The 12,804-nt window shown below is 71.1% G+C and carries 11 protein-coding genes; 3 read left to right on the top strand and 8 right to left on the bottom strand.

What is annotated here, in order from left to right:
• Positions 1-29 precede the first annotated feature (29 nt).
• Both ACWD4J_RS08290 and ACWD4J_RS08285 read right to left on the bottom strand, forming a co-directional pair.
• Complete coding sequence (locus ACWD4J_RS08290; protein ID WP_451394511.1) at positions 30-506, bottom strand: roadblock/LC7 domain-containing protein; 477 nt, start codon at positions 504-506, stop codon at positions 30-32.
• The gene (locus ACWD4J_RS08285; protein WP_451394510.1) at positions 487-3,183 is read right to left on the bottom strand and encodes an ATP-binding protein; all 2,697 of its coding nucleotides are present in this window, start codon (positions 3,181-3,183) and stop codon (positions 487-489) included. The genes ACWD4J_RS08290 and ACWD4J_RS08285 overlap by 20 nt, the downstream gene beginning before the upstream one ends.
• 687 nt (positions 3,184-3,870) lie before the next feature.
• Here ACWD4J_RS08285 and ACWD4J_RS08280 point away from each other — a divergent pair.
• On the top strand, positions 3,871-5,028 hold the full coding sequence (locus ACWD4J_RS08280) for a substrate-binding domain-containing protein (protein WP_451394509.1): 1,158 nt from the start codon (positions 3,871-3,873) through the stop codon (positions 5,026-5,028).
• A gap of 261 nt (positions 5,029-5,289) precedes the next feature.
• Here ACWD4J_RS08280 and ACWD4J_RS08275 read toward each other — a convergent pair whose 3' ends face one another.
• From ACWD4J_RS08275 to allB, 5 genes are all read right to left on the bottom strand, one after another.
• Entirely contained in the window at positions 5,290-5,712 is a 423-nt protein-coding gene (locus ACWD4J_RS08275; RefSeq protein WP_451394508.1) for a ribonuclease domain-containing protein, read from the bottom strand.
• 153 nt (positions 5,713-5,865) lie between these two features.
• Positions 5,866-6,483, bottom strand: coding sequence for a dihydrofolate reductase family protein (locus ACWD4J_RS08270; RefSeq protein ID WP_451394507.1), 618 nt, complete (start codon positions 6,481-6,483; stop codon positions 5,866-5,868).
• Positions 6,484-6,645: 162 nt separating this feature from the next.
• Positions 6,646-7,470: an AIM24 family protein gene (locus ACWD4J_RS08265; protein WP_451394506.1), complete on the bottom strand. Its 825-nt coding sequence runs from the start codon at positions 7,468-7,470 to the stop codon at positions 6,646-6,648.
• A 239-nt stretch (positions 7,471-7,709) separates the two neighbouring features.
• The gene (gene alc, locus ACWD4J_RS08260) at positions 7,710-8,831 is read right to left on the bottom strand and encodes an allantoicase (protein WP_451394709.1); all 1,122 of its coding nucleotides are present in this window, start codon (positions 8,829-8,831) and stop codon (positions 7,710-7,712) included.
• Positions 8,832-8,903: 72 nt separating this feature from the next.
• Positions 8,904-10,244, bottom strand: coding sequence for an allantoinase AllB (gene allB / locus ACWD4J_RS08255; protein WP_451394505.1), 1,341 nt, complete (start codon positions 10,242-10,244; stop codon positions 8,904-8,906).
• Positions 10,245-10,631: 387 nt separating this feature from the next.
• Here allB and ACWD4J_RS08250 point away from each other — a divergent pair, with 387 nt between their 5' ends.
• Entirely contained in the window at positions 10,632-11,429 is a 798-nt protein-coding gene (locus ACWD4J_RS08250; RefSeq protein ID WP_451394504.1) for an IclR family transcriptional regulator, read from the top strand.
• Positions 11,430-11,587: 158 nt separating this feature from the next.
• Here ACWD4J_RS08250 and ACWD4J_RS08245 read toward each other — a convergent pair whose 3' ends face one another.
• A complete protein-coding gene (locus ACWD4J_RS08245; protein WP_451394503.1) occupies positions 11,588-11,881 on the bottom strand; it encodes a DUF5955 family protein in 294 nt (97 codons plus the stop codon).
• Positions 11,882-12,134: 253 nt separating this feature from the next.
• Between ACWD4J_RS08245 and ACWD4J_RS08240 the strand changes: the two genes are divergently transcribed.
• Positions 12,135-12,752 carry a nucleotidyltransferase family protein gene (locus ACWD4J_RS08240; protein ID WP_451394502.1) on the top strand — a complete coding sequence of 206 codons (618 nt, stop codon included), beginning with the start codon at positions 12,135-12,137 and terminating at the stop codon, positions 12,750-12,752.
• Positions 12,753-12,804: the final 52 nt, after the last annotated feature.

Here is a 12,804-nt window from a genome sequence, read left to right as displayed (position 1 = left end):
CCTGTACCCGTGCGCCGGCCGCGGCCCGGTCAGCCGGCTGACGCCGCGCCGACGCTGTTCTTCAGCTCCAGTACCAGCTGGGGGGTGAGCGCGGCCCCGGCCCGGTTGGCGAAGAGAGCCATCTCGTAGGCGATGTTGCCGAGCTTCGCCTCCTTGGAGGCCACCACCCCGAGGACGGCGCCGCAGCCGATGGCCGACACCAGCACATGGCCGCCCTCCAGGTCGATGATGACCTTGTTGAGGCCGCCGAGACCGTAGTTGCCGGAGGCCCCCGAGGCGAGACTCGTCAGGCCGGACACGATCGCGGCGAGCCGCTCGGAGTCGGCGTGGTCGCGCAGCTGGGAGACAGCGATCAGCAGGCCGTCGGACGACACCGCGATGGCGTCGACCACACCGGCTGTGTCGGTGGCGAACCGGTCGAGCAGCCAGGTGAAATCGGCCGCGGCGGCTCGCAGATCGGTGGGTTCCGGTCGCTCGGAACGGCTGTCACCTGTCGACATGGTCAATGCTCGACTCCTTCTGGGATTCCTCGTGCTGCGATGGTGCCGGTTCCGTCCTGGTGTGGGCGCTGTCCTGCTCCGCCCTGCGTACGGCGGCTTCGAACTCGTCGAGTTCCGAGCGGACGGCCTCGGCGTCGACGGGCTGCCGTACGGCCGGCGTTCCTCGGTCGGCCGGTGATGCGGTCATGGCGAGTGTCGCGCCCCGTATGCGACGCCGCAGCGGCCGGGAGGGCCCTGCGGCGGGTGGCTCACCGGAGGCGGTGGTCCGTTCCGCGCCGGTCTCCACGCCGGTCTCCGCGACGGCCCGTTCCACGGTGGCCCTCTCCGCGGTGGCCCTCTCCGCGGTCGTCCTCTCCGCGGTCAGCCTTTCCGCGGTGGTCCTTTCCGTGGCCGGCTCCGCGCCGGTGCGGGCCGAGACGCGCCGCGGGAGCGCACCGTGCGGCGACTGACCCGTCGACCGTTGTGTGGGGACCACGGCGGAGGAGGCCACGAGCGGCGGCGTGGGCGCGACGGGCGGCGCCTCCCCGGCGCTCTCCGGGAACGCTGCCCCGGTTCCGGCCGATCCCGTGACCGCGGCCGGAGTCGGCTCCACGGCACTCTTGGCCATGGTGGGCTCCACGGCGCTCGTGGCCGTGGGCTCCACGGGGCTCGTGGCCGTGGGCTCCACGGGGCTCGTGGCCATGGCGTCCACAGGGCTCATGGTCAGCAGGAGCGCGGTGGGGATCCACACGCTGCCGGTGACCCCGCCGCCCGGCGTACGGCTCAGCGTCACCCGCACACCCCAGCGCCTGGCGAGGCTGCCGACCACGAAGAGACCGAGCACCTTGGTCGGTACGAGGTCGAGCCGTTCGCGGCGGATGAGCCGGGCGTTCTCCTCGGCGAGGCGCTCCGCGCTCATGCCGAGGCCGTGGTCGATGACCTCGATCAGCGCTCCGCCGTCCTCGGTGACGTCGGTCCCGGGGCGGACGACCACCTCGACAGGGGTGTGGGAGGGAGAGAACGAGACCGCGTTCTCCAGCAGTTCGGCGACCATCAGCGTCAGGTCGCCGATGATGTCGGGCGCGACGGTGACCTCCGTCTCGGACCGGAGGGACACCCGCTGGTAGCCCTCGATCTGGCCGAGCGACGCCCGGATGACGTTGGCCAGCGAGGTCGGCCGGACATCGACGCCGGTCTCCCGGATGCCGGCGAGCAGCATCAGGCTGTCGGCGTTGCGCAGGAGACGTACGGCGATGTGGTCGATGCGGTACAGCCGCTCCAGGAGCTCGGGGTCGGTCTCCTCGCGTTCGACGGTGTCGATCAACATGAGCTGACGTGTCGTCAGATTACTTACTCTGCGGCCGACGTTGCCGAACATCTCGGCCACGTTGCGGCGGCTCAGTACCTGCCGCTCCAGCAGCTGGGCCGCGGTCTCCTGCACCTGGTTGAACGCCTCGGCCAGTTCGCCGATCTCGTCGCGGACCGGGACCGGGATCGGCCGCGGCCGCAGCGGGGCGCTGTCGGCGGAGCCGTCGTCCGCGACCCGGGCGAGTTCCTCGCCCGCCACGTCGACCACCTGCTGAGCGGCGCCGGTCAGGGCCGTCAGGGGACGTACGACCGAGCGCCGGACCAGGACGCAGAAGGTCATCCAGGCGGCGAAGCCGAGCAGGGCCAGACCGAGCAGGTACAGCGCGCGCCGCACGGCGTCCGCGGAGACGGCGTCGGACTGGGCGGCGGTCTGTTCGATCAACGACCGGGTGATGCCGAGGCGCGTTTCGGACTGCCGGGTTTCGTCGGCGATGGCCTTGCGCAGCTGCTTCGGCGTCTGGCCCTGCAGGGCGCCGGGATCGATCTGAAGCTCCGCGAACTGGGCCTCGATACCGTTCTGTTCGGCGCTGCGCTCGATGCCGTCCATGATCAGCACCTGGGCCGGTGTGGCGATCCGCTCGAACCGGTCCGACTCGCGGTCGTAGAGCTGGTGGGCGCCGACCGCGCGGCTGTACTCGGTGAGGGCGTTGGCGTCACGGGTCTGTGCGGAGAACACGGCACTCTCGTAGGCCGCGTGGGCGGCGTCGGCTCGCAGCACCGTGTCGAGGAGTTCCGTGACCGAGGACGCCGAGGTGCCGGAGTAGCGGTCGAGCCCGATGCCGTCGATCAGGTAGTCGACCGCGGAGGCGTAAGCGGGGTCGATGTCGGCCGCGGAGACGTATCCCCGTTCGAGCTTCGCGCGCAGGACATTCAGGCCGCGGATGTAGTCGAGCGCCTGCTTCTCCTCGTACGGCAGGCCCGAGGCGAACGCCGAACGCACGGCGGCGACCTGCGCGTCGGTGCTCCGCTGCGCCTGGCGGTAGTCGGTGCTCGGCGGCAGGGCGACTCCGGGACGGGCCGAGTCGTACTGCACGGACAGCAGGAGTGCCTGCCGGTGTTCGGCCTGTACGTCGTTGATGAGCTTCGCGACCTGTTCGCTGTCGCGCACCAACTCCGCGATCCGGTCGGCGTCCCGGGCCTGCTGCACCTGGCCGTAGGCGCCGATGCCGAGCAGTACGCCGATGGCCGCGATGGGCGCCACGACCAGGACGTTGAGTTTGCGCCGGAACGGCCAACGGTCGAGGACGGCCACCGCCTTCCGGCGAAACCGCGGAGTCCGGTCGGCATGCCCGGGCAGGTCGGGTGCGAGCGGCGGGTCCCCTGTGTTCGCGGACACCCCGGCCTCCTTCGGTGTGTTGCTCAGCGGTGACGGAGGTACCGGCTGGTGCCGGACCGCCGACGACCGGCGGCGGAAGTGACGTTTTTGCAGCGTTCGTCGCTGACAGAAGCGAAGAGGTTGCGCCACGTGTCCGAACCGGCCCGGTGAGGCTACCGTGCTTATCGTGGCTTGACAGGTTGTATGCCATCAAAAGTTGATTACGAAAGATTTGGCAATCATCTTCCGAACGCGGTGCTTCATCCGTCGAGGCGCCCTTCGCGCTGCGCGCTGCCTACCGATGTCCGAGGTCAGGCAGGGGAGTTGAGGCCGACCGACCGGCTGGGCACAGCCTCCGCATCGGGAGTGTTCTGCCGGCCGCGGCACCGGTACAGAGGCATAACGGCCGATACTTCGCCGAAGCCCTGCTACATTCCACCGCGACAAGGCACCGGGCCACCGCCTGGGGCACCGTCGTGGCCGTCGCCGTTCCCGTCGTCAGCCCGGCCGGCAGCGGCCGACTCGCGCGGGGTTTTGGGCCACCCCTGTTCCACGGCGACAACCTCGTCATCGCCGCCGGCCGGCTTTGCGGGTCTCTCCTCCCGATGCGGACCTCGTCCCGCGGCGGGGGCCAAGGAGCCGTCGCCGACCGTGACTCACGCCTCCCCGCACTGCCCCTGCCACCTCTTGCCCCGTGTTGGAGACCCCGTGCACCCCACCCGCAAGGCGGCCGTGACAGCCACCGCGCTCCTGACCGCGGCCACCCTCACCGGCGTCGCCGGCTGCGACAGCGGTTCCACCACCGCATCTGTCGCCGCGTCCCCGGGCGGCTCGTCCAGCCCCGGCTGCCCGACGGCACTCGCCCAGGCCAAGCGGGCCGTCAAGAAGGCCGAGGACGTCGACGCGCCCTGGGCCGGGCCGACCACCGGGCCCCGGGCCGTCCCCGGCAAGACCATCGTCTACGTCGCCCAGACCATGACCAATCCCGGCGTCACAGGCGTCGCCAAGGGCGTCCAGGAAGCCGCCGACGTCATCGGCTGGCACGTCCGCACCATCAACGGTCACGGCACAGCCGACGGAATCCGGGACGCCTTCAAGGAGGCCCTCGCCCTCAAGCCCGACGGCATCGTCATCGGCGGCTTCGATCCCACCTCCACCGCCGAGCAGGTCGACAGGGCGGGCGCCGCGGGCATCCCGCTGATCGGCTGGCACGCCGTCGCCGAGCCCGGACCGAGCGAGAACCCGAAGCTGTTCAGCAACATCACCACGAAGGTCGAGGACGTCGCGAAGATCAGCGCCGACTGGATCATCGCCAGGTCAGGCGGCCGCGCGGGCGTCGTCCTGTTCACCGACACCTCGATACCCTTCGCCAAGCGCAAGTCCGATCTGATCAAGCAGGAACTGGCCGGCTGCTCCGACGTCAAGCTGCTGAGCCAGGAGGACATCCCGATCCCGCAGGCCAACAGCCGCACCATCAAGAGGGTCTCCTCCCTGCTCTCCCGCTTCGGCGACAAGTGGACGGACTCCGCCGCCATCAACGACCTGTACTTCGACCACGCAGGCCCCGCCCTGCGCGCCGGCGGCAGGGAGGGGGCCGGCGCCCCGTTCAACATCGGGGCAGGCGACGGCGACCCCTCGGCCTTCCAGCGCATCAACGGCAGGGAGTTCCAGGCCGCGACCGTGCCCGAGCCGCTGTCCGAACAGGGCTGGCAGATCATCGACGAGTTCAACCGCGCCTTCGCCTCCAAGCCGGCCAGCGGATACGTCGCTCCCGTGCACATCACCACCGCGGCCAACAGCGGCGGCGCGGTGTCCTGGGACTCCGAGGGGTACCGCGAGGCTTACCGCACGATCTGGGGCAAGTAGCCACGCAGCAGAAGACCGGCGACCGGCCGGGCGCGCTCAAGCTCGGCCGGGTGCGGCGGAATCCGGACGAGGCGCGGCTGTTGCGGGCGCATACCTCGCCCCGCGGCCGATGGCGTGGGGGGTAGGGCCGCGGGGCGAGGATCCTGCGCGTGCAGAGGGTGCTTGAGTTCTGCGGTGCGGTGCCGCCCGCTCCAGAGAGCGGGCCGGGGAGCGGGCGGCCTGGAGCGCGAGAGGGCTCCAGAGGTCAGGCGATCAGCACACCTAGCAGCCGTAGTCGATCAGGTCGAAGGACGCGTAGTGGTCGGCGGTGTAGTAGTCCTCCTGGTACTCCTCACCGGTCACGATGCGACGGGCACCGCGGGTGCTCGAGCCGGGGGTGATGACGGTGTACTCGTGGTAGTAGCCGGTGGACTGCGAGGGCAGGATGCCTTCCCTGTTCTGGAAGACGCTGCCGTCCTGCGAGTACGGGTACGGGCCGCCCTGCTCGATCAGTTGGAGCGTGTCGTAGGCCTGGGACGGCAGGTCGGAGTAGCAGATGTCCCCGACCGCCGCGGCCGAGAACCCCGTGGAGACGGAGGCCGTCGACGGGGCGGGCGACGCGGTGGCGGAGACGGTGGCCGGGCCGCCGATGAGCAGTGCGGCGGCGAGAGCGGTGACGCTCAGGATTCGTGGGGGGATTCGCATGGGAACAGTGTGACGCGCGTAGAGCCTGACGTGTCAACGTCAAGTCGGGTGAATTTTCCGGGAGTTAACCAGTGCGGCGGCGAGGGCGTGCGGTTTCGGCCAACATCGTCGGCCGGTGACGCTCCGCCCCCACGAAGCCGCCGTGAGCACCGGCTACCTATTTCCTTCCAGCTCGTACGTGCCATAGGTCGGCCGTCCCTGGAGGTCGTACGAATGGATGGCCACGCCCCTGCTCGTGGTGCGGGACGCGGTGAGACGGAACGCCGTCGGCAGAGCTCCGTCCGCGAAGAGGCGGCGGCCCGTGCCCAGGACGACGGGGAACGTGAGCAGGTGGACGGTGTCGATCAGGTCGTGGGCCATGAGCGACCGGGCGAGGGTGGCGCTGCCGTGGATCTGCAGCTCGCGGCCGGGCTGTTCCTTCAGCGCGGTGACCTGCTTGACGAGGTCGTCGCCGATGACGGTGGTGCCCTGCCAGTCCGCCGTGTCGAGGGTCGTCGAGGCGACGTACTTGGGCAGGGAGTTCAGCCGCGAGGCGATCGGGTTGGCGGGGTCGGTGACCTTGGGCCAGTAGGCGGCGAAGATGTCGTACGTACGGCGCCCCAGGAGGAAGGCGTCCGCACGTTCGAAGACCTCGGTGATGAACGAATCCTCGTCCCAGTACGGGACGGTCCATCCGCCGTGCTCGAAGCCGCCGCTGCGGTCCTCGTCGGGGCCGCCCGGGGCCTGGACGACGCCGTCGAGCGTGACGAACTGGGTGAGGGTGATCTTCATCTCGGTGCCATGCCTCTCTCGTCCGCGGGGAGCCCCCGGAGGGCTCCCCGCGCGCGTGCACTGTCACCTTCTCTGACTCCACGCTCACGCAGAACTCATCGGCGCGCGCGGCGAGCGTGCCGGGCGCCGTCGGTTTCGGCGGCCGTCCGGAGCCGTCGGCGCCTACCCCACGTTCGTGGAGAAGAGACCGCCCGTCGGACCCTGCTTGTCGCCGCCCTGTGCCTTCTTCAGGGCATTGGCGAGGCCTTCGATCGTGAGGGACTGGAGGATCACTCGGCCGTTGCCCTCCAGGGTGGCCAGGGAGAGCCCCTCGCCGCCGAAGACGGCGTTCATCAGGCCCTGGCGGTTGAGGCCGCCGACGCGCTGGACGCCGTACTGGATGCCCTCCTCGAAAGCCACCACGCAGCCCGTGTCGACCTCGATACGGCCGCCGAAGTCGGCGGGGTTGAGGTCGATGAAGTTGCCGGCGCCGCAGATGATGACCGTGCCGCGGCCGGTGAACTTCTCCAGGATGAACCCCTCGCCGCCGCTGCGCCCGGTCCTTCCGCCCTGGAAGGCGATGCCGAAGTCGACGGTGGACTCGGCGGCGACGAAGGCGTCCTTCTCGGCGAACCACGCGCGCGTGCCGTTCAGTTCGAGGGCGCGCATCTCGCCGGGCAGGACTCCCGCGAAGCCGACGGTGCCCTCGCCGCCGGTCGACGTGAAGTACTGGAAGGCGATCGACTCACCGGCCAGGACCCGCTGACCTACCTGCATGGCCGTGCCCATGGCCTGGCGGAGCATGCCGCCCATGCCGCCTCCGCCCGCGCTCGCGCCGCCGCCCTGTGCGCCGCCGTTGCCCGACGGGCCCGACAGGCGGGTCTCCATCGTGACGTTCGTCGTCTTGAAGAGGAACTTCCCCGCCTCGCAGTACACGGTCTGGCCGGGCTGAAGGTTGACGATCGCCATCTGCATGGCGTTGCCGACGATCTCTTGCTGCAGGGTCACGGGGGTTTCTCCTCGGCGGGCGTTTTCGGTACGTGTTCCTGCCGGTGAACGAAGGAGCCGGACCGGAGGGTTCCGCATGGGCTTGTGGAATCCCCCACCCCGCCCCTTCCCGTAACCATGGGGCTCCGCCCCCTGGACCCCGTTCATCGGCGGCTTCGCCGCCTCGTCCTCAAGCTCCCCCAGCTAACGCGGGTGCCCCCAGACGGGCTGTAATTTTCAGCCCGTCCGGCGCTTGAGGCTCAGCCACCCAGCTCCCGGTGCCGCGCCCGCAAGGCGGCCGCACCCTCCGCCGTCGGCGAACCATACAGCCGCAGTCGCGCAATGCCCCCGTCCGGAAAGATGTCCACGCGCGCGTGCGTGCCCACCACCGGTGTGTCCAGAACGAACCTGTGGTTGGTGTCGGGCTGGAGGCGGGTGCGCGGCAGGGCCTCCGTCCAGTCGCCGTCCTCGCCGTCGCGTACGGACACCGAGGCCCAGCCCGCCGCGTTCCCCTTGAGGTACGCCGTGTCGATCTCGATGGCGCGGATCTCGGACTGGGCTGCCAGCCGGTAGCGGATCCAGTCGTGCCCCTGGTCGCGGCGGCGACGCGTCTCCCAGCACTCGTGCATGGCCCGCGAGCGGCCGGGCTGGATGGTGTTGGTGGCGGGCGAGTAGAAGAGGTTGGAGGCGTCCTCGACCTGGCCGCCGTTCTCCAGCGCGACGACGTCGAAGGTGCCGAGGGCCGTCAGCCACCGCGGGTCGGGCACGACCTCGCCGTACACGCGCAGGCGGGCGATGCCGCCGTCGGGGTGCTGGTTGACCCGCAGATGCGTGAAGACCTGCTCCACGTCCACGGCGAAGCCGTTGGCCGCGTGGCCGCCGACTGCCGTGCGCGGAACGAGCGGCGTCCACTTCACATCGCCCGAGAGAAGGTCGTCGGGCGACGGGGAGCCGGGCACGGACGCGGCCTCCACCGAGACGGCCGCCGGGTAGTTGCCGCGGAAGTGCGCGGTGTCGACGACGATGCCGCGGACGACGCCGGGCGCCCCCAGGCGCACCAGGGCCCAGTCGTGGTCGTCGGCGGTCGGCCAGGGATGGCCGGCGGAGGCGCCTCGGCGGCGGCGGGTCTCCCAGCCGTCCATGATCTTGCCCTTGTGGCCGAAGCGCTCCGCGTCGAACTCGGCGCGCTCGGGCACCAGCAGGTTCTCGCGCGGCGCGAAGAACTCGTCGTTGGCGGCGATGACTCCGGCGCCGAGCCGGCGGTCCGCGAGATCGGCGTGGTGCGCGAACGGGAACTCGGCGGTGCGGTAGTCGGCGTACGGGTCGCCGCCGCCGTAGGGGCTGGCGTCGCCGGTGAAGCGGGGAATCGCCGTCACGGTGATCAGTTGTTCCTTTCCAGGTGCCGGCCGGTGGGGGTGCCGTGCCGTCGGCTGCGGGTGTCGGCGGCCGGCGGGTCAGGCGGGGTGCCGGGTCAGGAGCTGTCCTCTCGGCTCGCTGAAGTCGCCGTCGGCGAGGATCCGTATCCCCCGCAGCCAGGTCGACTTGACGACACCGTGCAGGGTCCGGCCCGCGTACGCCGTGACCTGGTTGCGGTGGTGGAGCTCGGCCGGGTCGACGGTGAAGGTCTCGTCGGGCGCGAGGACCGCGAAGTCCGCGTCGCGACCGGCCTCGATGGCGCCCTTCTGGGAGAGCCCGGCCAGCCGCGCCGGTCCTGCGGCCATCCAGCGGACGACGTCCTCGAGCGTGTGCCCGCGCCGGCGGGCCTCCGTCCAGATCGCCGGGAGGCCCAGCTGGAGCGAGGAGATGCCGCCCCAGGCGGTGGCGAAGTCGCCGGTCTTGAGGTCCTTGGTGGACGGGGAGTGGTCGGAGACGATGCAGTCGATGGTGCCGTCGGCGAGGCCCGCCCAGAGAGCGTCCTGGTTGGACGCCTCACGGATGGGCGGGCAGCACTTGAACTCGGTGGCGCCGTCCGGGACTTCCTCGGCGGTGAGGGTGAGGAAATGGGGACAGGACTCGACGGTGACGCGTACGCCCTCGCGCCTGGCGGCGGCGATCAGCGGCAGGGCGTCGCTGGACGACAGGTGCAGGACGTGCACGCGCGCGTGGAGCGCCTTCGCCTGTGCGATGAGGTTCTCGATCGCGGTGTTCTCGGCGTCCTTCGGCCGGGAGGCCAGGAAGTCGGCGTACTTGCCGCCGCCCTGCTGCGGGGCGGCGGCAAGCCGGTGCGGGTCCTCGGCGTGCACGATCAGCAGGCCGCCGAACCCCGCGATCTCGGCGAGCGACCGGGCGAGCTGTTCCTGGTCGAGCTCGGGGAACTCGTCGACACCGGAGGGCGAGAGGAAGGCCTTGAAGCCGAAGACGCCGGCGTCGTGCAGCGGCCGCAGGTCCTTGACGTTGCCGGGCAGCGCACCGCCCCAGAAGCCGACGTCGATGTGCGCCTTGGTCCGGGCCACCTCCTGCTTCGTACGGAGGTTCTCGGCCGTCGTGGTCGGCGGCAGGGAATTGAGGGGCATGTCGACGATCGTCGTGATGCCGCCCGCGGCCGCGGCACGGGTGGCCGTCCAGAAGCCCTCCCACTCGGTGCGGCCCGGGTCGTTGACGTGGACATGGGTGTCGACGAGGCCGGGAAGCAGCACGTCGTCGCCGAGGTCCTCGAGCCGGGCGCCGGGCGCGGCGTCGGCGTCGTGCGTCAGGACTGCCGCGATCTTCCCGCCGGCGACGGCGACCGAGGCGGCGCGCGTCCCTTCGGGAGTGATGACGCGCGTCGAGCGCAGCACCAGTTCGACGTCGGACACGCGAAGCCCCTCTCGTCCGCCCACCCTGTTCAACATTTCGTTGAAGGGGGAGTCTTCACTTCCGGTACCAGCACGTCAAGACCGCACTTCCCGCCCGCGGGACCCCCGCGATCCGGCACGCGATCCCATGAAACCACCCTCGACGTTTCCGCCAAGTGAAATTAGACTTCCGCAATCCAAGGTGTGAGACCTGGCGAACCATCCAGCGATCAGCGAAGCGTCCCGGAAAGCCCAGAAAAGGCATCGAGAGATCCCCCTGAACAGCAGGCAGCCGGCGGAAAACCGGCAGGTAGGCTGCTGCTCTGCTCGACCAGTCACCCCCGGCCGCCACCCTCGGCGGAGGCCCTTGGGGCCGCCCTCTCGATTCTGACCCGAAAGGACCGCGCCGTGCCGACGTCCAGCGCCACCGACGCCTCCAAAGCCCAAGCCTCCAGCGGCGGCGTCCAGTCCCTCGAGCGCGCCTTCGACCTGCTCGAGCGGATGGCGGACGCGGGTGGCGAGGTCGGGCTGAGCGAGCTCTCCGTCAGCAGCGGGCTGCCGCTCCCCACCATCCACCGCCTCATGCGCACGCTGGTCGCCTGCGGATACGTACGTCAGCAGCCCAACCGCCGCTATGCGCTCGGCCCCCGCCTGATCCGCCTCGGCGAGTCCGCGTCACGGCTCCTCGGCACCTGGGCCCGCCCCTATCTCGCGCGCCTGGTCGAGGCGACCGGCGAGACGGCCAACATGGCGCTGCTCGACGGCGACGAGATCGTGTACGTGGCACAGGTGCCGTCGAAGCACTCGATGCGGATGTTCACCGAGGTCGGCCGCCGGGTGCTGCCGCACTCGACGGGCGTCGGCAAGGCGCTGCTCGCCGACCTCCCGGCGGACGAGGTGCGTGCGCTGCTGTCCCGTACCGGCATGCCCGCCGCGACCGAGAAGACGATCACCACGCCGGAGGGCTTCCTCGACGCGCTCGAAGAGGTGCGCCGCCTCGGCTACGCCGTCGACGACAACGAGCAGGAGATCGGGGTCCGCTGCCTCGCGGTCTCCGTCCCCGACTCCCCCACCGCGGCGGCGATCTCCATCTCGGGTCCGGCGGGGCGGGTCACGGACGCGGCGACGGAGACGATCGTGCCGGTGCTGCAGCAGGTGGCGGCCGAACTGTCCGCTGCGCTGGCGAGTTCGGGGTCGGCTCACTGAGGGGTGGGCCTGCCATAGGGGCCCACCCCTTGCCCAGGCGATACGCGCACCGTACGTCGTACGTTGTGCCCACCCGTTCCGCCCTGCGGAACGGGTGGGCACAACGAGAGCGGCTCGTGCCGGCCCGCAGGCGAATCACCCACCGGCCGGAGGCACCGTCACCCCCACGGCCCCCGCGCCTCACCGAACAGCTCCACCGCGTTCCGGACCTCCCCAAGGCCCGCCGACAACGCGCTCACCGAGCCGATCGCGCCCGCGATCAGCAGCAACGAGCGCCGCAGTCGCGGGGTTTCCGGGACGCCGCTCACGGCCATCGCCGCCAGGGCCGCCAGCTCCTCCTCGGCGATCCCGCGATCCGGGAACTCGGCCGGATGTGCGGCGAGTTCACGCCGCAGCCGCGACACGGCCGTACGCAACTCCGTCACCCGCGGGTCCTCGTCGCTGCCGGTCAATGGCCTCTGCCCCGCACTCCTCAACACGGCTCTCCCCCCTCGCACGTCGTTGTGCGCATGTCTGTGTCGTCGCCCCTGGGCGATGGTCGGGCGCCGGGGGACGCGCGGGCCAGTAAACGCCACGGGAGCGACGGGCGCCACCGCATGGACGGAATCCGAACAGACGGATTCTGGAGGGCCTACGCGGGCCGGGCCGCGACATGCAGGCCGGCCTGGCTGCGATATGCAGGCCGGCCTGCGATATGCAGGGTGCATGACGCAGAGACGGACCAGGCCCGATGTCGCGGGACTCCTGCTGGCGGCCGGCGGCGGCCGGCGACTCGGCGGACGCCCCAAGGCGCTGCTCGACCACCGAGGCCGCCCGCTGGTCGAACACGCGGTACGCGTACTCCGCGAAGGCGGCTGTACGCGTGTGCACGTCGTTCTGGGCGCGGGCGCCGACGCGGTGCGGGAGCGCGCACAGCTGCCCGGCTGCGTACTGGTCGACAACCCGCAGTGGGAGGAGGGCATGGGCTCCTCCCTCCGGGCGGGGCTCGGTTCCCTCGCCGGGACGGGCGCGGCGGCGGCGCTCGTCTCACTCGTCGACCAGCCGGGGATCGGCCCGGAGGCGGTGGCCCGGGTGCTGGCCGCGTACGAGTCGCCCGCCGCTCTGGCGGCCGCCGCCTACGGCGGTGAACGGGGCCACCCCGTGCTCTTCGGCTCCGGCCACTGGGCCGGTGTCGCGGCGAGCGCGGTCGGGGACCGTGGGGCGCGCGCCTATCTGCAGGCCCACGAGGACGCGCTCACGCTGGTCGAGTGCGGAGACGTCGCGGAGCCGTACGACATCGACACGGCGGCCGACTTGGCGCGCCTGGGTGACGGCCCTGAGTGATGGCGGGAGGCGATGGGGAGGTGCTGGGGAGGTGATGGCCCCAGTCATCTCG

The sequence above is a fragment of the Streptomyces sp. NPDC002577 genome (assembly GCF_053594815.1).
Note: the sequence above shows the minus strand (reverse complement) of the source record. Positions and strands in the feature narration are given on the sequence as shown.

Bases quoted from the DNA above. Each gene is read 5' to 3' on its own strand.
- ACWD4J_RS08275 (WP_451394508.1), bottom strand. From the start codon at position 5,712: ATGCGAATCCCCCCACGAATCCTGAGCGTCACCGCTCTCGCCGCCGCA.
- ACWD4J_RS08270 (WP_451394507.1), bottom strand. From the start codon at position 6,483: ATGAAGATCACCCTCACCCAGTTCGTCACGCTCGACGGCGTCGTCCAG.
- ACWD4J_RS08240 (WP_451394502.1), top strand. From the start codon at position 12,135: ATGACGCAGAGACGGACCAGGCCCGATGTCGCGGGACTCCTGCTGGCG.